The organism is Kitasatospora sp. NPDC096204, from assembly GCF_044763205.1.
Lineage (GTDB): Bacteria > Actinomycetota > Actinomycetes > Streptomycetales > Streptomycetaceae > Kitasatospora.
This window is the reverse complement of sequence record NZ_JBIWFT010000009.1, coordinates 37,662-55,379: the sequence shown is the minus strand read 5'-3', so window position 1 is coordinate 55,379 and position 17,718 is coordinate 37,662. Positions and strand designations below refer to the sequence as shown.

11 protein-coding genes are annotated in these 17,718 nt (G+C 71.2%); 5 read left to right on the top strand and 6 right to left on the bottom strand.

Going from position 1 to position 17,718, the window contains the following annotated elements:
* Positions 1-102 precede the first annotated feature (102 nt).
* The 4 genes from gltB (at position 103) to ACIQ87_RS12055 (ending at position 8,868) form a co-directional block, all read left to right on the top strand.
* A complete protein-coding gene (gltB, locus tag ACIQ87_RS12070) occupies positions 103-4,704 on the top strand; it encodes a glutamate synthase large subunit (protein ID WP_402405471.1) in 4,602 nt (1,533 codons plus the stop codon).
* Positions 4,697-6,157: a glutamate synthase subunit beta gene (locus tag ACIQ87_RS12065; RefSeq protein ID WP_402405220.1), complete on the top strand. Its 1,461-nt coding sequence runs from the start codon at positions 4,697-4,699 to the stop codon at positions 6,155-6,157. Before gltB ends, ACIQ87_RS12065 begins: the two co-directional genes overlap by 8 nt.
* A gap of 337 nt (positions 6,158-6,494) precedes the next feature.
* The gene (locus ACIQ87_RS12060) at positions 6,495-7,361 is read left to right on the top strand and encodes a helix-turn-helix domain-containing protein (RefSeq protein ID WP_402405219.1); all 867 of its coding nucleotides are present in this window, start codon (positions 6,495-6,497) and stop codon (positions 7,359-7,361) included.
* A gap of 49 nt (positions 7,362-7,410) precedes the next feature.
* The gene (locus tag ACIQ87_RS12055) at positions 7,411-8,868 is read left to right on the top strand and encodes an aldehyde dehydrogenase family protein (RefSeq protein WP_402405469.1); all 1,458 of its coding nucleotides are present in this window, start codon (positions 7,411-7,413) and stop codon (positions 8,866-8,868) included.
* 67 nt (positions 8,869-8,935) lie between these two features.
* Here ACIQ87_RS12055 and ACIQ87_RS12050 read toward each other — a convergent pair whose 3' ends face one another.
* The 5 genes from ACIQ87_RS12050 to ACIQ87_RS12030 form a co-directional block, all read right to left on the bottom strand.
* On the bottom strand, positions 8,936-9,505 hold the full coding sequence (locus ACIQ87_RS12050) for a Uma2 family endonuclease (protein WP_402405217.1): 570 nt from the start codon (positions 9,503-9,505) through the stop codon (positions 8,936-8,938).
* Positions 9,506-9,579: 74 nt separating this feature from the next.
* Positions 9,580-11,412 carry a bifunctional metallophosphatase/5'-nucleotidase gene (locus ACIQ87_RS12045; protein ID WP_402405216.1) on the bottom strand — a complete coding sequence of 611 codons (1,833 nt, stop codon included), beginning with the start codon at positions 11,410-11,412 and terminating at the stop codon, positions 9,580-9,582.
* Between the two features lie 377 nt (positions 11,413-11,789).
* The gene (locus ACIQ87_RS12040) at positions 11,790-12,356 is read right to left on the bottom strand and encodes a hypothetical protein (protein ID WP_402405214.1); all 567 of its coding nucleotides are present in this window, start codon (positions 12,354-12,356) and stop codon (positions 11,790-11,792) included.
* A complete protein-coding gene (locus tag ACIQ87_RS12035; RefSeq protein WP_402405212.1) occupies positions 12,343-14,001 on the bottom strand; it encodes a VWA domain-containing protein in 1,659 nt (552 codons plus the stop codon). Before ACIQ87_RS12035 ends, ACIQ87_RS12040 begins: the two co-directional genes overlap by 14 nt.
* Entirely contained in the window at positions 13,998-15,089 is a 1,092-nt protein-coding gene (locus ACIQ87_RS12030) for a hypothetical protein (protein WP_402405210.1), read from the bottom strand. Before ACIQ87_RS12030 ends, ACIQ87_RS12035 begins: the two co-directional genes overlap by 4 nt.
* A gap of 324 nt (positions 15,090-15,413) precedes the next feature.
* Between ACIQ87_RS12030 and pyk the strand changes: the two genes are divergently transcribed.
* Positions 15,414-16,844 (top strand): pyruvate kinase, encoded by a 1,431-nt coding sequence (gene pyk / locus ACIQ87_RS12025; protein ID WP_402405208.1) that lies wholly within the window; start codon positions 15,414-15,416, stop codon positions 16,842-16,844.
* Positions 16,845-16,890: 46 nt separating this feature from the next.
* Here pyk and ACIQ87_RS12020 read toward each other — a convergent pair whose 3' ends face one another.
* Complete coding sequence (locus tag ACIQ87_RS12020) at positions 16,891-17,526, bottom strand: hypothetical protein (RefSeq protein ID WP_402405206.1); 636 nt, start codon at positions 17,524-17,526, stop codon at positions 16,891-16,893.
* Positions 17,527-17,718: the final 192 nt, after the last annotated feature.

Here is a 17,718-nt window from a genome sequence, read left to right as displayed (position 1 = left end):
ACTTGCACGACACCGCACACCATCGCATCAGGGCCAACGTCGTCCCTACTTGCACCAACTTGCCGAAAGACGACGACGGGAGAGCCGATGCTGTCTGCATCCATGCACTCCGCCAACGAGCTCCAGGCCGGCACCGCCCGCCGGCCCTACGCGCTCGTGCCGGATGCGCGACCTGCTGCTCAGGGCCTGTACGACCCGCGGAACGAGCACGACGCCTGTGGCGTCGGTTTCGTCGCCACGCTGACCGGCATCGCCGACCACACCATCGTCGAGCAGGCGCTGAACGTCCTGCGCAACCTGGAGCACCGCGGCGCCACCGGCGCCGAGCCCGACTCCGGCGACGGTGCGGGCATCCTGACCCAGGTCCCGGACGCCTTCCTGCGCGGGAAGGTCGACTTTGACCTCCCGGCCGCCGGCGCCTACGCCGTCGGCATCGCCTTCCTGCCGGACGAGGACGCCGCCGCCGACGCCGCCGCCGCGCACGTCGAGGCCATCGCGGCCGAGGAGGACCTGACCGTCCTCGGCTGGCGCGACGTCCCCGTCACCCCGGACCTGCTCGGCGCCACCGCACGCGGCGTGATGCCGCGCTTCCGGCAGCTCTTCCTGGCGAAGGACGGCCTGGCCGGCATCGAGCTGGACCGGATCGCCTTCGTGGTCCGCAAGCGCGCCGAGCGCGAAGCAGGGCTGTACTTCCCGTCGCTGTCCGCGCGCACCATCGTCTACAAGGGCATGCTGACCACCGGCCAGCTCGAGCCCTTCTTCCCCGACCTGTCGGACCGCACCTACGCCTCCGCGATCGGCCTGGTGCACTCCCGGTTCTCCACCAACACCTTCCCGAGCTGGCCGCTCGCCCACCCGTACCGCTTCGTCGCGCACAACGGCGAGATCAACACCGTCAAGGGCAACCGCAACTGGATGCGGGCCCGCGAGTCGCAGCTCGCCACCGACCTCATCCCGGCCGACAGGAACGGGCGGGGTCTCGAGCGGATCTTCCCGATCTGCACCCCCGAGCACTCCGACTCCGCCTCCTTCGACGAGGTCCTGGAACTGCTCCACCTCGGCGGCCGCTCCCTGCCGCACGCGGTGCTGATGATGATCCCGGAGGCGTGGGAGAACCACGCCACCATGAGCCCCGACCGCCGCGCCTTCTACCAGTACCACTCCAACCTGATGGAGCCCTGGGACGGCCCGGCCTGCGTCACCTTCACCGACGGCACCCGGATCGGCGCCGTGCTCGACCGCAACGGCCTGCGCCCCGCCCGGTACTGGATCACCGAGGACGGCCTGGTCGTCCTCTCCTCCGAGGTCGGCGTGCTCGACATCGACCAGGAGAAGGTCACCAAGAAGGGCCGCCTCCAGCCCGGCCGGATGTTCCTGGTGGACACCACCGAGGGCCGCATCGTCGAGGACGACGAGATCAAGTCCGCCCTCGCCGCCGAGCACCCCTACGAGGAGTGGGTCGAAGGCGGACAGATCCAGCTCGCCAAGCTCCCCGAGCGCGAGCACATCGCCCACACCCACGCCTCCGTCACCCGCCGCCAGCAGACCTTCGGCTACACCGAGGAGGAACTGCGCGTCATCCTCGCCCCGATGGCGCGCACCGGCGCCGAGGCGCTCGGCTCGATGGGCACCGACTCGCCCATCGCCGCGCTGAGCGAGAAGCCCCGTCTGCTGTTCGACTACTTCGTGCAGCTCTTCGCGCAGGTCACCAACCCGCCGCTGGACGCCATCCGCGAGGAACTCGTCACCTCGCTGCTCTCCAACCTCGGCCCCGAGGGCAACCTGCTGACCGCCGAGGCCGCGTCCTGCCGCTCGGTCGGCATCACCTTTCCGGTGATCGACAACGACGAACTGGCCAAGCTCGTCCACATCAACGCCGACGGCGACCAGCCCGGCCTCAAGGCCGTCACGCTCTCCGGCCTCTACAAGGTCGCCTCCGGCGGCGAGGGCCTCGCCGCCCGCCTCGCCGAGATCGCCGCCGAGGCCGACGCGGCGATCGCCGACGGCGCCCGGATCATCGTGCTCTCCGACCGGCACTCCGACGCCGAGCACGCCCCGATCCCCTCGCTGCTGCTCACCTCGGCCGTCCACCACCACCTGATCCGCACCAAGCAGCGCACCCAGGTGTCCCTGCTGGTCGAGGCCGGCGACGTCCGCGAGGTGCACCACGTCGCCCTGCTGATCGGCTACGGCGCCGGGGCGGTCAACCCGTACCTGGCGATGGAGACGGTCGAGGACCTCGTCGCCCAGGGCGTCTTCATCCAGGGCCTCGAGGCCGAGAAGGCCATCAGGAACCTGATCAAGGCACTCGGCAAGGGCGTCCTCAAGGTCATGTCCAAGATGGGCATCTCGACCGTCGCCTCCTACCGCGGCGCCCAGGTCTTCGAGGCCATCGGCCTCGCCCAGGACCTCGTCGACGGCTACTTCGCCGGCACCACCACCAAGCTCGGCGGCATCGGCCTGGAGGAGATCGCCCGCGAGACCGCCGCCCGCCACGCCAAGGCGTACCCGGCCTCCGGCATCCCGGCCGCGCACCGCGCCCTGGAGATCGGCGGCGAGTACCAGTGGCGCCGCGAGGGCGAGCCGCACCTGTTCGACCCGGACACCGTCTTCCGCCTCCAGCACGCCACCCGCAACCGCCGGTACGACATCTTCAAGCAGTACACGGACCGGGTGAACGAGCAGTCCGAGCGGCTGATGACCCTGCGCGGCCTGTTCCGGCTGGACGGCCTCGACCGGGAGCCGATCCCGGTCGAGGAGGTCGAGCCCGTCTCCGAGATCGTCAAGCGCTTCTCCACCGGCGCCATGTCCTACGGCTCGATCTCGCGCGAGGCCCACGAGACCCTGGCCATCGCGATGAACCGCCTCGGCGGCAAGTCCAACACCGGCGAGGGCGGCGAGGACCCGGACCGCCTGTACGACCCGGAGCGCCGCTCCGCGATCAAGCAGGTCGCCTCCGGCCGCTTCGGCGTCACCTCCGAGTACCTGGTCAACGCCGACGACATCCAGATCAAGATGGCCCAGGGCGCCAAGCCCGGCGAGGGCGGCCAGCTGCCCGGCCACAAGGTCTACCCGTGGGTCGCCAGGACCAGGCACTCCACCCCCGGCGTCGGCCTGATCTCCCCGCCCCCGCACCACGACATCTACTCGATCGAGGACCTCGCCCAGCTGATCCACGACCTCAAGAACGCCAACCCGGCGGCCCGCATCCACGTGAAGCTGGTCTCCGAAGTCGGCGTCGGCACGGTCGCGGCGGGCGTCTCCAAGGCCCACGCCGACGTGGTCCTGGTCTCCGGACACGACGGCGGCACCGGCGCCTCGCCGCTCACCTCGCTCAAGCACGCCGGCGGCCCCTGGGAACTCGGACTCGCCGAGACCCAGCAGACCCTGCTGCTCAACGGCCTGCGCGACCGCATCGTCGTCCAGACCGACGGCCAGCTGAAGACCGGCCGCGACGTGGTGATCGCCGCGCTGCTCGGCGCCGAGGAGTTCGGCTTCGCGACCGCCCCGCTGGTCGTCTCCGGCTGCATCATGATGCGCGTCTGCCACCTGGACACCTGCCCGGTCGGCGTCGCCACCCAGAACCCGGTGCTGCGCGAACGGTTCTCCGGCAAGCCCGAGTTCGTCGTCAACTTCTTCGAGTTCATCGCCGAGGAGGTCCGGGAGATCCTGGCCTCGCTGGGCCTGCGCTCGATCGAGGAGGCCGTCGGCCACGCCGAGCACATCGACGCCCGCGCCGCGATCGACCACTGGAAGGCCGCCGGGCTCGACCTCGCCCCGCTGTTCCACGTGCCGGACCTGCCCGAAGGGGCCGCCCGCCACCGCACCACCGCCCAGGACCACGCGCTCGACAAGGCCCTGGACAACCAGCTCATCGAGCTCGCCCAGGACGCCCTGGAGCGCGGCGAGACCGTCCGCATCGAGCTGCCGATCCGCAACGTCAACCGCACGGTCGGCACCATGCTCGGCCACGAGGTCACCAAGCGGTACCGCGGTGAGGGCCTGCCCGAGGGGACCATCGACGTCACCTTCACCGGCTCCGCCGGGCAGTCCTTCGGCGCGTTCCTGCCGCGCGGCGTGACCCTTCGACTGGAGGGCGACGCCAACGACTACGTCGGCAAGGGCCTCTCCGGCGGCGTCGTCGTCGTCCGCCCGGCCCGCGAGGCGGCCGCCATCGGCAACGACGCGCAGAACCACGTCATCGCCGGCAACACCATCGGCTACGGCGCCACCTCCGGCCGCGTCCACCTGCGCGGCAAGGCCGGCGAACGCTTCGCCGTCCGCAACTCCGGGGCCACCCTCGTCGTCGAGGGCGTGGGCGACCACGGCCTGGAGTACATGACCGGCGGCCGGGTCGTCGTCCTCGGCGAGACCGGACGCAACCTCGCGGCGGGCATGTCCGGCGGCATCGCGTACGTCCTGGACCTGCGCCCCGCCAACGTCAACGACGGCATGGTGGGCATCGAGGCCCCCACCGCCGCCGACCGCGACTGGCTGCGCGAGACCGTGCAGCAGCACTACGAGGAGACCGGCTCCACCGTCGCCGCCGAGCTCCTGGCGGACTGGGGCAGCGGGGTCTCCCGCTTCTCCAAGATCATGCCGACCGACTACAAGGCAGTGCTCGCCGCCAAGGACGCCGCTGAGCGCGACGGCCTCTCCGAGGCCGAGACCACCGCGAAGATGATGGAGGCGGCTAATGGCTGACCCCAAGGGCTTCCTGACCACGCCCAAGCAGCTGGCGGAGCGCCGCCCGGTCGACGTCCGGATCAAGGACTGGAACGAGGTCTACGTCGAACGCAGCCTCCTGCCGATCATCACCAAGCAGGCCGGCCGCTGCATGGACTGCGGCATCCCCTTCTGCCACAACGGCTGCCCGCTCGGCAACCTCATCCCCGAGTGGAACGACCTCGCCTACCGGGACGACTTCGTCGGCGCCATCGAGCGGCTCCACGCCACCAACAACTTCCCGGAGTTCACCGGCCGCCTCTGCCCGGCCCCGTGCGAGTCCGCGTGCGTCCTCGGCATCAACCAGGACGCGGTGACCATCAAGAACGTCGAGGTCACCATCATCGACAAGGCCTGGGACCGCGGCGGGGTCACCCCGCAGGTGCCCGAGCGGCTCTCCGGCAAGACCGTCGCCGTCGTGGGCTCGGGACCGGCCGGCCTCGCCGCCGCCCAGCAGCTCACCCGGGCCGGGCACACCGTCGTCGTGTACGAGCGCGCCGACCGGATCGGCGGACTGCTGCGCTACGGCATCCCCGAGTTCAAGATGGAGAAGCGCCACATCAACCGCCGCATCGAGCAGATGCGGGCCGAGGGCACCCGGTTCCGCACCGGCGTCCACGTCGGCGAGGACATCACCGGACAGCAGCTGCGCGAGCGCTTCGACGCCGTGGTCCTCGCGGCCGGCGCCACCACCGCCCGCGACCTGCCGGTGCCCGGACGCGAGCTCAAGGGCGTCCACCAGGCCATGGAGTACCTGCCGCTGGCCAACAAGGTGCAGGAGGGCGACTTCGTGGAGTCGCCGATCAGCGCCAAGGGCAAGCACGTCGTCGTGATCGGCGGCGGCGACACCGGCGCGGACTGCGTCGGCACCGCGCACCGGCAGGGGGCGGCCTCCGTCACCCAGCTGGAGATCATGCCCCGACCCGGCGAGGACCGGCCCGGGCACCAGCCGTGGCCGACCATGCCGATGACGTACAAGGTCACCTCCGCCCACGAGGAGGGCGGCGAGCGGGTCTACTCCGTCAACACCACCCGCTTCACCGGCGACGAGGACGGCAACGTCCAGGAACTGCACCTCGTCGAGGTGGAGTTCAGGGACGGCCGGTTCGAGCCGGTGCCCGGCACCGAGCGGGCCATCCCCGCGCAGCTCGTCACCCTGGCCATGGGCTTCACCGGGACGGACGTGCGCAACGGGCTGGTCGAGCAGCTGGGAGCGGACCTCGACGCGCGCGGTAACATTGCCCGTGATGGCCGGTTCGCCACCAATGTCGATGGCGTGTACGTCTGCGGAGACGCCGGCCGTGGCCAGTCGCTGATCGTCTGGGCCATCGCGGAAGGCCGTTCGGCCGCAGCCGCGGTGGACGGGTACCTGGGCGGCAAGACCCCGCTTCCCGCCCCGATCCGGCCCACCGACCGCCCCCTGGTGGTCTGACAGGCGGACGGTCTCCGACCGGCCCCCACCGAACCCCCGGCGCCGCATCGCCGGGAGCTCAACCCGCTGCCCCCGCCAGCGTCGCCGGGCCAACGCGGTCTCCTGGCGCCTGCCCTCTTCCCCGACCAGTTGGAGGGCGGGCGCCGTCGCGTTTCCCGGGGCCCGGACCCCGCGGCCGCGACAACCCCGAGGACACCCCGGGCCCGTCTCCCGGATCCCGGCCGGAGCCGACCGCAACCCCCACGGTTCGCAAGGCAGCGGGCTGTTGTTCGTCGGTGCCAGGTGGCAGACTGCGGCCGACGGCCGGGGGGCTGGGCGAGTGCGGAGGACGACTTCGATGGGCACGACTCAGGCAGGCGGGGGCGCCACTGTACGGCGTCTGCAGCTCGGCACCCAGCTGCGCAAGCTCCGCGAGGCCAGAGGCGTCAGCAGGGAGGAAGCCGGATACTCGATCCGGGCCTCCGAATCCAAGATCAGCCGGATGGAACTCGGCCGGGTCGGCTTCAAGGAACGGGACGTCGCCGACCTGCTGACCCTCTACGGAGTCGAGGCCGAACAGGAACGCGCCACCGTCCTCGGCCTGCTGCGCGACGCCAACGCCAGCTCCTGGTGGCACGAGTACGGAGACGTGCTCCCCGGCTGGTTCCAGAACTACCTCGGCCTGGAGGAAGCCGCGGCCGAGATCCGCAGCTACGAGGTCCAGTTCGTCCACGGGCTGCTCCAGACCGCCGACTACGCCCGCGCCGTGGTCACCGCCGGCTGCCACGCCACCGGGCCGGAGGAGATCGAGCGCCGGGTCGACGTACGGCTCCAGCGGCAGGCGGTACTGACCGGCGAGCGGGCACCGCACCTGGTCGCCGTCCTGGACGAGGCCGCGCTGCGCCGCCCCTGGGGCGGACCGGAGCTGATGCGCGGCCAGCTGGACCGGCTGCTGGAGGCCGGCGAACTGCCCAACGTCCGGATCCAGGTGCTGCCGCTGGGCAACGCCGGGCTCAGCGCGGAGAGCGGCGCCTTCACCGTCCTCGGCTTCTCCGAGGCCGAGTTGGCGGACGTGGTGTACCTGGAGCAGTTCACCACCGCGCTCTACCTCGACAAGCCCGCCGAGGTCGCCGAGTACCGCAAGGCCATGGACGACCTGCTCGCCGACAGCCTGAGCCCGGAGCGGACCCGCGACCTGCTGCACGCGGTGCGCCAAGAGCTCTGATCCGTCAGTACGATGATTTCCCATCAGGTCGGTGCATGAGAGGGAACAGATGTCGTACTTCTCCGAGTTGGCGCTGCAGTACATCGATGGCGAGTGGCGCAGCGGCAGCGGCTCCTGGGACATCGTCGACGTCGACCCCTACACCGGTGACAAGCTCGCCACCATCACCGTCGCCACCGTCGCCGAGGTCGACCGGGCCTACCGCGCCGCCGAGCGCGCCCAGAAGGCGTGGGCCGCCGCCAACCCGTACCAGCGGCGGCTGGTCTTCGAGCGCGCGCTGCGGCTGCTGGAGGAGCGCGAGCCGGAGATCGTCCAGGCGATCATGCTCGAACTCGGCGGCACCGCGCTGAAGGCGGGCTTCGAACTGTCGCTCGTCAAGGACGTGCTGCGGGAGTGCCTGCACCTGTCGGTGGCCGCCGAGGGCCGGCTGCTGGCCTCGCCCGCCCACGGCCGGGAGAACCGGCTCTACCGGCTGCCGGTCGGCGTCGTCGGGGTGATCAGCCCGTTCAACTTCCCGCTGTTCCTGGCGCTCAAGGCCGTCGCCCCGGCGCTCGCGCTCGGCAACGGCGTCGTCCTCAAGCCGCACCAGGAGACCCCGGTGGTCGGCGGCGGGCTGATCGCCAAGCTCTTCGAGGACGCGGGGCTGCCGCCCGGCCTGCTGAACGTGGTGGTCACCGACATCGCCGAGATCGGCGACAGCTTCCTGGAGCACCCGGTGCCCAAGGTGATCTCCTTCACCGGCTCCGACAAGGTCGGCCGGCACGTCGCCACCGTCGCCGCCGCACACTTCAAGCGGACGGTCCTGGAGCTCGGCGGCAACAGCGCGCTGATCGTGCTGGACGACGCCGACGTGGACCACGCCGTGGACGCCGCCGTGTTCAGCCGCTTCGTCCACCAGGGGCAGGTCTGCATGGCCGCCAACCGGGTGCTGGTGGACCGGAGCGTCGAGGCCGAGTTCACCGAGAAGTTCGTCGCCAAGGTCGCCTCGCTCACCGTCGGCGACCCCAAGGACCCGGCCACCCACATCGGCCCGCTGATCAACCCCGTCCAGGCCGACAACCTCCTCGCCCAGGTCGACCAGGCGGTCGCGGCCGGCGCCACCGCGCTGCTGCGCGGCGGCACGGTCGGCAGCCTGATGTCGCCGACCGTGCTCACCGGCCTGGCGCAGGACGCTCCGATCCTGCGCAACGAGCTCTTCGGCCCGGTCGTGCTGCTGGTGCCCTTCGACGGCGAGGACGAGGCCGTGCGGCTCGCCAACGACACCCCGTTCGGGCTCAGCGGCGCGGTGCACACCGCGAACGTCGAGCGCGGCGTGCGGCTCGCCCAGCGGATCGAGACCGGCATGATCCACGTCAACGGCGGCACCATCGCCGACGAGCCGGGCGTGCCCTTCGGCGGCGAGAAGAACTCCGGCGTCGGCCGCCTCAACGGCGAGTCCACGGTGGACGCCTTCACCACCGTGAAGTGGATCTCCGTCCAGCACGAGCGCGCGGTCTTCCCGTTCTGACCACGGGCCGCCGAACGGTCAGGGCCTCCTGGCGACAGCCGCCAGGAGGCCCGGAACGCATGACCGTTCAGACCTGGTAGCGGAGCAGGCCGTCGGTGGCGAGCGTGAAGCCGAAGGGGGCCGGGATCGGGACCGGGTCGCCGAACTTGCCGTTCCACTGGCGGTGGTAGCCGCTGCCGGAGGGCTCGGAGTAGAGCGTCAGATCGCCCTCGCGCGGATCGATCACCAGGTAGAGCGGGATGGCCATGAGCGGGTAGTCGCGAACCTTGCCGACCAGGTCGTTCTCCGGGTTCGACGGGGAGACGATCTCCACGGCGATGGCCGCCTGTTCGGCGGGGACCTGGTTGCCGCCCTCCTCGAGTGCCGAGAGAGGGATGTAGGTCAGGTCGGGGTTGCGCAGCTTGCCGACGTTCGGGGAAGCGAGGTCGGTGTTCTCGCTGGGCATCGTGTCGGCGGGGCGGTGGGCGTCGAACTGCTCGCGTACGAGCAGCAGGTTGCGTTGGTGGATCACCGACGGACCGGCCATCATGATGATCTCGTCACCGGAGATCTCGATCTTCCAACCGGCCGGAGGCGTGAGGCTCTGCGCGTAGGCCAGCAGCCGCGCGTGGCGCTCCGGGATCTGGAACTCGCTCATGGCGCCATTCTTTCACCGGACGGGCCGGAAGGCCGTCGCCTGCGGGGCGACGGCCTTCCGGTGGGTCGTGCGGGTCAGAAGACCGGCTGGCCGGCGCGGACCAGGCGCCAGGAGTCGGTGAAGAAGTCCGCGGGGTCGATGGTGCCCTTGGCCTTCACCCAGGCGATCATGGTGTTGCGGATCTCGTCGGAGTTCGCCCAGACCACCTTGGCCTTGGCGACGTGCGGGAAGTTGCCGCCGCCGTTGGCGCGGTAGTTGTTGACGGCGAGGACGAACTCGGCGGCCGGGTCGATCGGCTTGCCCTGGAAGGACAGGTTGACGATCCGCCGGCCCTTCGGCTGGGCGATGTCGATGTCGTAGCTCAGGCCGTAGAGCGAGTCGTAGTTGTAGTCCGGGGTGGCCTCGGCGCCGGTCAGCTTGTCCTTGTCGACCGGGGCGCCCGGGGCGAGCTGGTTGTAGTACTTGACCGAGTACTCGAGGTAGTCCTTGAGCTGGGCGCCCGTCATGATGCGGGCCTCCAGGGTGTTCTCGTAGATGTAGAGGCCCGCGGCGTCGCGCAGCTTGACCTGACCGGACGGGATCAGGGCGGTGCGGTTGAACGGGGCGGCCTGGGCGAGCACCGGGAGGTTGGCGTACTGCCCGCCCGCCAGCGCGGCCTTGACGGCGTCGGCCTGGACCCGGCCGATCAGGTCGATGATCGGGGTGGCCTTGAACGGCGCCTCGGCGATCGAGAGCGCGATCTTGCTGGTGCCGATGTTCTGGTTGACGTACGCGACGACCTTCTTGTGCTGCTCGGCGATCGCGTTGGTGATCTCCGGGTTCTCCGGCACCGTGTTGGAGTTCAGCAGCCGGGAGGAGACCGAGGTGACCTTCCAGGCACCGGCCGCGAACTCGACCTCGAAGTCGAAGCAGGTCAGCCGCTGGCCGTAGCAGAGCGGCTCGGAGAGCACGACCGTCCGGCCGGTCTTCTTGTTGACGACCAGGCGCTGCGCGACCTCCTTGTGGGCGTGGCCCACCAGCACCGCGTCGATGTCGGGGACGGTCTCCGCCAGGGCCACCGAGACGTTCTCGGCCCAGGGCAGCTGGTCGCCCCAGGTGGTCGCCTCGTCGCAGCCCGAGTGCGCGGAGACCACGATGACGTCCGCGCCCGCGGCCTTCATCTTCGGCACCCAGGTGGCGGCGGTCTCGACGATGCCGGGGAAGACCATCTTGCCGCTGACGTTGGCCTTGTCCCAGATCGCGATGCCCGGGTTGGTGAGGCCGAGGATGCCGACCCGCACCGGACGGCCGCCGCCCAGGCGCAGCTCCTTGATCACGTACGGCTTGAAGGCCGGCTTCTCGTTCTTGGCGTTCAGCGCGTTGGCGCCGAGCAGCGGGAACTCCAGCTGGTCCTGGTAGGCCTTCAGGAGCGGGATGCCGTAGTTGAACTCGTGGTTGCCGAGCGCGGCGGCGTCGTACTCCATGAGGTTCATGGCGACGGCCATCGGGTGGTCCGGCACGGTGTTCGCCTCGGTGTCGATCGACTCGATCCGGGCGTAGTAGTAGGACAGCTGGGTGCCCTGGATGGTGTCACCGGAGTCGATCAGCAGGCAGCGGTCCCAGCCCTTCTCCTCGCGCACCTGGTTGGCCAGGGTGGAGATCTTGGCGAGGCCGACCGCGTTGTGGCCCTTGTCGGTGTACTCGGCGTCGGTGAAGTAGTCCCAGTTGAGCACCCGGCCGTGCAGGTCGGTGGTGCCCATGACGGTGAAGGCCTGCTTGTGCGGCTGGGGCCGGCCCTTGGCGGCCGCCGTGTCCGGCTGGGCGGCCGCGGCGGAGGGGGCGGCGGCCAGGGTGGCACCGCCGGCCAGGGCGGCGCCGGCGGCGGTGGCGGCGGACCGGGTGACGAAGTCACGGCGGTTCAGGGGCATGGACGACTCTCCCGAGTGGGACCGACGGCGGATGGACCGTCAACTGGTGTTCGTTGGCAGGTGTGCGTGTACGCGTCGACGCGCGTAGAAGGACGCGCGTAGAAGTGTGCCGTGCAGGCCGGGGCGCTGGATAGCCCCCGGACCTGTCCAGGAGGTGAGATCTTAACGACTCGTTCGTGACGGGACGGGGGAGGTACCGGGTGGTAGGGCGGAGGGCGGACTTCCGGAGACCGACCCCGGGGCGGGGGCGAACGTCGGGCTCCCGGGGGCGAACGTCGGCTTCTGAGGGGCGTCCCCGGGGCAGGGCGAACGTCGGCTTCCAAGGCGCGGCCCCGGGGCGGGCGGGAGGCCGCCGCCATCCCGGGGCGGACGGTCGGTCAGGACAGTTCGGCCGTGAGCCGGTCGACCTCGCGGCCCAGCTGGACCGCCGGATCCGGATCACCCGGCCCCGCCCAGGGCTGCCAGGTCCGCGCCCGCAGGTAGCCGGCCACCGCCACCGGCAGCCGGTGCCGGACGATCCGCTCCGCCACCGGCCCCGGGCCTGCCGCCCGCAGCGCCGCCAGCAGGCCGTCCACCCCGGCCGAGGGCGGCAGCGGCACCGTGTCCAGATAGGCGGCCAGCGCCACCAGCTCCGGATCGGGCGCGGGGGCCGGCTCGGGCTCCGGCTCGGGCCTCGGAGGCCGCGGCTCCTCGAGCCCCGGCACCCGCGCTCCGGGCAGCTCGGGGTCACCGGGATCCGGCCCCGGGCCCGGGCGGGGCCCCGGGCCGGGCGTCAGCAGCGCGCCCACCCCGTACAGCCCCGCCACGACCCCCGGCCACCAGGCCCCGCCCAGCCCAGCGAAGTGCAGCCCCAGGCCGACCGCGCCACCCGCGCAGCCGACCAGGTTCCTGGCCGACTCCAGGTAGCGCAGCACCCGGGGGCCGAACCCGTCACTGGTAGCCACGGATCTCCTCGAACGCCCCGTCCAGCGAACCCGTCCCGTCGAACAGCTTGCCGCCGCTCAGGTCCGCGATCCCCTGGAGCTGGCCCACCGCCGCCTCCCCGAACTTGATCGGGAACACCGGGATCGACCTCTCCCCGGCCGGCAGCGCGTCGTGGAAGCGCTTGAAGTCGCCGTCCGTCGCACCGGCGTTGCTCTCCCCGTCCGTCATCAGCACGATCGAGGTGAACCGGTCGTCACCGGCCGCCGCCTGCTGACGCTCGATCACCCGGTACGCCTCCTCCAGCGAGGAGTACACCGCCGTCCCGCCCGCGGCCTCCAGCGACTGCACGTCCGCCTGGATCGACGCCAACTCCGCCTGCGGGCCCGGCTGGCTCCCGGTGGCCGGCACCACGTGGGTCCTGGTCCACTTCACCTCGGAGGCGAAGGAGAGCAGCGTGATCTCCTCGCGGTCCCGGAAGCGGCGCACCCCGCGGGTGTCGTCCGCCCCGGTCAGCCGGCCCAGTGCGCTCTTCAGCGCCGCGATCCGCGAGCCCTCCATCGAACCCGAGGTGTCCAGCACGTACACCGTCCTGGACGGGCGGCGCAGCTCGTTCTGGTACGCGGCCAGCAGGCCGTCCGCGACCGCCCTGGTGCCCGGGAACGGCAGCTCCTTGCGGCGGTCCGAGGGCAGCCCGGCCGCCGGGGTCACGCCCGCCGTCACCGGGCGGCGCAGCGTCGTCTCGGAGATGCGTTTCTGCACGTCCTCCTTGAGCAGGTACGCCGTCAGCCGCTGGAAGGAGTCGCGCTGCTCCGGCGCGGCCGAGGACATCAGCCCGAGCGGGTAGTCCGCCGACACCACGCCGTCCAGCGGCCGCACCACGGTCAGCTGCTGCTGCGGCGGCAGCGTCCGGTTCAGCGACAGCAGCACCGACTCGTAGTTCACCAGCGCGCCCACCGTGCCCGACTCGGCCCGGGTGTACGCCTGCGCCAGCCAGCCGGAGGAACCGGAGGTCAGCTTCTGGCCCTTGAAGAACTGCTTCAGCTGCGGCGAGGCCTTCTGCACGTCCGCGTCGGTCAGCGCCGCGCCCGCGCCGGAGAAGGCCGAGGCCACCGCGACGAGCGTGGAGAAGCCCGAGTTGGAACGGGACGGGTCGGCCATCCCGTACGCCAGCCTGCCGGCCGCGGCCGCGTCCCCGACCTGCGCCCAGGTGACCTTCGAGCCGTCGCCCCAGCCGAGGTCGCCGAGCGTCGAGGAACGCACCCCGATCGCCACGGGCGAGACCATCACCGGGATCTCGGAGACCACCTTGGACCGGCCGGCCGGATCGAGCCGCAGGTACTGGTCGGACGGGAACCACACGGCGTCGTACTTGCCGTCGGCCCGGCCCGAGGCGACGGTGTCCGCGCCGTCCAGGGTGCCCGTCCAGGAGAACTGCACGGTCACCCCGGTGGCCTTGCGGGCCTCCTCCAGGACCGGTGCCAGGTCCTGGAGTTCACTGCCCGCCAGGACGCGCAGCACTCCGGGGCGGGCCGTCTCGGCGGGCGGGCCGCTGGGGTCGGGGCCCGGCCCGGAGCCGGAGCCGCCGGAGGTGCAGGCGGTCGCCGCGACGAGCACGGCGGCCAGCGCGGCCACGAGCCGGCCGCGCCGCTTCTTCGGGATGGTCACTTGGTCCCCTTCGCCGCGGCGGTCAGCTTGATCAGGTTGTCCAGCGAGGGCAGGGTCGCCTGCTTGATCCTGGCGGCGTTCAGATCGGGGGCGAAGGTCGGTTTCCTGTCCCGCATCAGGTTCGCGAAGGCCTCCGGCTTGGCCTGCGGCCGCAGGCCGAACCTGGCCTCCAGGCCGCGCAGCACCTCGTCGTTCTGGAGGACGTCGGCGAGCCTGCGGCCGTTGTCGGTGTGGGCCACGACGGTGTGGTCCGAGTAGACCGTGGTGTCCGGGTACAGCACGACCATGTCGCCGGTGGGCTTGCCCTGCAGCGACAGGGCGGCGGCCTGCGACTCGTACGCGAAGATCAGCGGGCTGCCGATCCCCGCGCCGAAGTCCCGGAACGGCTCGTCGCTGCTGCTCTTCTGGATGCCCTGCAGCGCGTTCGCGGTGTGCAGGACGTCCTTGACGGCGGCGACGCCGGCGTCGTCCGACACCACCTGGTGGTTGTTCGCGATGTACGAGAGCAGCGCGAGGTACATCGCCCCGGAGGACGAGCTCTCCGGGTCGGTGGTGGTCACGAAGAGCTGGCCGGACAGCTCCGGGTGCTCGCGGGCGCCCGCCAGGTCCTCCCATCTGCGGTTGCTCCGTAGTGCGTTGACGTACTCGTCCATCCGGAACGTCCAGACGCCGGTGGAGTCCTTGTCGGCCAGCTTGTTCTGCTTCAGGACGTCGGCCACCGGCCCGTGGGCCACGATCACCAGCGGCGAGTAGAACGGCACCGGCGGGGAGTCCTTCAACTTCCAGATGCGCTGGATCTCCTGGGCCGGTGCCGCGCTCGCCGGGAAGGCGAAGTCGAGCCCAGGGGTCTTGTCCGCCTGGTCGCTCATCGTCCAGGAGCCGGTCGAGTCCGCCCGGACCTCCAGGCCCTGCTTCGCCAACTCGGCCTTGACGTCGTCGTTCTCGAAGAAGGCGCGCTTCTCCGAGCCGATCAGGCCGGTGACGGTGACCGTCTTGACGTCCTTCTCCGGATCGTCGTGGGGGACCAGCGCGAAGGCGACCCCGCCCAGCAGCGCCAGGGCCGCAACCACCCCCAGTGCGCGTCGCATACCGAACGCCTCCCCCTCGTCCGCTACTTCGTCCGGGTGGTGACCCGGGGCGCCCGGGCAGCCACCCGGGGGTGACGAGCGTCCCGCCGGGCGGGGAGCGGGAGCGGAATCGGTGGTGAACCAGGGGTGAACACCCCTTCACGGAATCGCATCGAAGGGCGGTGCGACGGGGGCGCGCAGGGCGTGCGGAGGGCGCGCGGCGAAGGGTGTCCGCACTGCGGCCCGAAGATGTGTCAGATTGTTCAACTCGCCTTACAGAAACGGTCATCCCGCAGTCCGGACCCGCGTCGCGGTTACGCGCCGGTAATGCCTAGTCTCAGCACCATGCGCCGAGCAAAAATCGTCTGCACCCTCGGGCCCGCCACCGACTCGTACGACCAGATCAAGTCCCTGGTCGACGCCGGGATGGACATCGCCCGACTGAACCTCAGTCACGGCTCGCACGCCGAGCACGAGGAACGCTACCGCCGCGTCCGCAAGGCCGCCGACGAGACCGGCCGCAGCGTCGGCATTCTCGTCGACCTTCAAGGCCCGAAGATCCGGCTCGACACCTTCGCCCACGGACCCGTACTCCTCGAACGCGGCGACGAGTTCACCATCTCCACCGACAAGGGCGTCGTGGGAGACAAGGACCGCTGCGGAACCACCTACTCCGGGCTCGCCGCCGACGTCAGCCGCGGCGAGCGCGTCCTGGTCGACGACGGCCGGGTCACCCTGGAGGTCGTCGCCGTCGACGGGCCGCACGTGCGGTGCCTCGTCATCGAGGGCGGGCTGGTCTCCGACCACAAGGGCCTCAACCTCCCCGGCGTCGCCGTCTCCGTCCCCGCGCTCAGCGACAAGGACGTCGCCGACCTGCGGTGGGCCCTGCGGACCGGGGCCGACCTCGTCGCGCTCTCCTTCGTCCGCAGCGGGCGGGACGTCGAGGACGTCCACCGGATCATGGCGGAGGAGGGGCGCCGCGTCCCGGTCATCGCCAAGATCGAGAAGCCGCAGGCAGTGGAGAACCTGGAATCCGTCGTCGACGCCTTCGACGGGATCATGGTGGCCCGCGGTGACCTGGGCGTGGAGATGCCCCTCGAACAGGTCCCGCTGGTCCAGAAGCGCGCCATCAAGCTCGCCCGCCGCAACGCCAAGCCCGTCATCGTCGCGACCCAGATGCTCGACTCGATGATCAACGCCTCCCGGCCCACCCGCGCGGAGGCCTCCGACGTCGCCAACGCCGTCCTGGACGGCACGGACGCCGTGATGCTCTCCGGGGAGACCTCGGTCGGCAAGTACCCGGTCGAGACGGTCAAGACCATGGCCCGGATCGTCGAGGCCGCCGAGACCGACATCCTCGCGGCCGGGCTGCCGCCTCTGACCACCGGCAGCAAGCCGCGGACCCAGGGCGGCGCCGTCGCCCGCGCGGCCGCCGAGATCGGCGACTTCCTGCACGCCAAGTACCTGATCGCCTTCACCCAGTCCGGCGACACCGCCCGCAGGCTCACCCGCTCCCGCTCGCCCATCCCGGTGCTCGCCTTCACCTACGAGCCCGCCGTCCGCTCCCAACTCGCCCTCACCTGGGGCGTGGAGACCTTCCTCGGCCCGTTCGCCCCGACGACGGACCAGATGGTCGAGCAGGTCGACGCGGCCCTGCTCTCGCTCGGCCGCTGCCAGAAGGGCGACATCGTCGTCATCACCGCCGGCTCGCCCCCCGGCCTGGCCGGCTCCACCAACCTCGTCCGCGTCCACCACGTGGGAACCCTGGACGCCTGAGCGGGATTCGATCGGCGGCGCGGCCCTTCCGGGGGCCGCGCCGCTGTCAGTACTTGGGGCCGACGTGGGCGTCCATGAGGGCGACGGAGTCCTTGCGGGCGATGGAAACGTTCGTGGCGCCGGTGGGGCGCGAAGCGGCCTTCCAGTGGACGCCGACGGCGTCGAGGGTGGCGGTGAAGAGGCCGATGATGTCGGTCGAGGTGTTGGTGAAGAAGTAACGCGGGTACTCGTAGCGCTTCGTGACACCGCGCACGGTGCGGGTCGTCCAGTTGGTGATGCGGCAGCCGTCGGAGTGGATCAGGCCACGGAGGAACTCCCAGGGGTGGGCATCGACGATCTCCTGCTGCCACGGTGTGAGGACGATCGGCCGCAGGTGCTTCGGGCCGGGGCCGTGCTGGGGGAAGAGGCAGGGCCAGTGCTTGCTGGTGCTGACGACGCTGGTACAGCCGGGCGCCTGGACCCGGTTGACCTTGTTGTGCGCCATGACGGCGGCGACGGCCCGCTCGCACTCGAGGACGAGGCCCGGCCAGGTGTCGCAGCATGCGATACGGAGGGCGTGGACCTGGCGGCGGCCCTCGCTGATGCAGCCGTCGCCCAGGTAGAGGCCGAGCAGGTAGGAGTACTGGGGGCGTGGCCTTGAGGGATCGAGTCGATCGTTGCGGACCGGGCATTCGGCGGTCATGCGTGGGCCGGGCACTGCGCCGGATGCCCACTGACGGATCGAGAAGCGGGAGATCCCGGTCGCACGACCCACCTGGCTGAAGGTCAGCCCGGAGGCGCGCAGATCGAGTGCTCGCCGGCGTGCGGCCATGTCGTACACACGGCCGAGCGTGCGCGAATCGCACGGGTGGATCCGGTGAATGCGGCGATTTTC

Coding starts and splice junctions, on each gene's coding strand:
- ACIQ87_RS12055 (WP_402405469.1), top strand. CDS start 7,411: ATGTCGTACTTCTCCGAGTTGGCGCTGCAGTACATCGATGGCGAGTGG.
- gltB (WP_402405471.1), top strand. CDS start 103: ATGCACTCCGCCAACGAGCTCCAGGCCGGCACCGCCCGCCGGCCCTAC.
- ACIQ87_RS12030 (WP_402405210.1), bottom strand. CDS start 15,089: ATGCGACGCGCACTGGGGGTGGTTGCGGCCCTGGCGCTGCTGGGCGGG.
- ACIQ87_RS12020 (WP_402405206.1), bottom strand. CDS start 17,526: ATGACCGCCGAATGCCCGGTCCGCAACGATCGACTCGATCCCTCAAGG.
- ACIQ87_RS12045 (WP_402405216.1), bottom strand. CDS start 11,412: ATGCCCCTGAACCGCCGTGACTTCGTCACCCGGTCCGCCGCCACCGCC.
- ACIQ87_RS12050 (WP_402405217.1), bottom strand. CDS start 9,505: ATGAGCGAGTTCCAGATCCCGGAGCGCCACGCGCGGCTGCTGGCCTAC.
- ACIQ87_RS12060 (WP_402405219.1), top strand. CDS start 6,495: ATGGGCACGACTCAGGCAGGCGGGGGCGCCACTGTACGGCGTCTGCAG.
- pyk (WP_402405208.1), top strand. CDS start 15,414: ATGCGCCGAGCAAAAATCGTCTGCACCCTCGGGCCCGCCACCGACTCG.
- ACIQ87_RS12065 (WP_402405220.1), top strand. CDS start 4,697: ATGGCTGACCCCAAGGGCTTCCTGACCACGCCCAAGCAGCTGGCGGAG.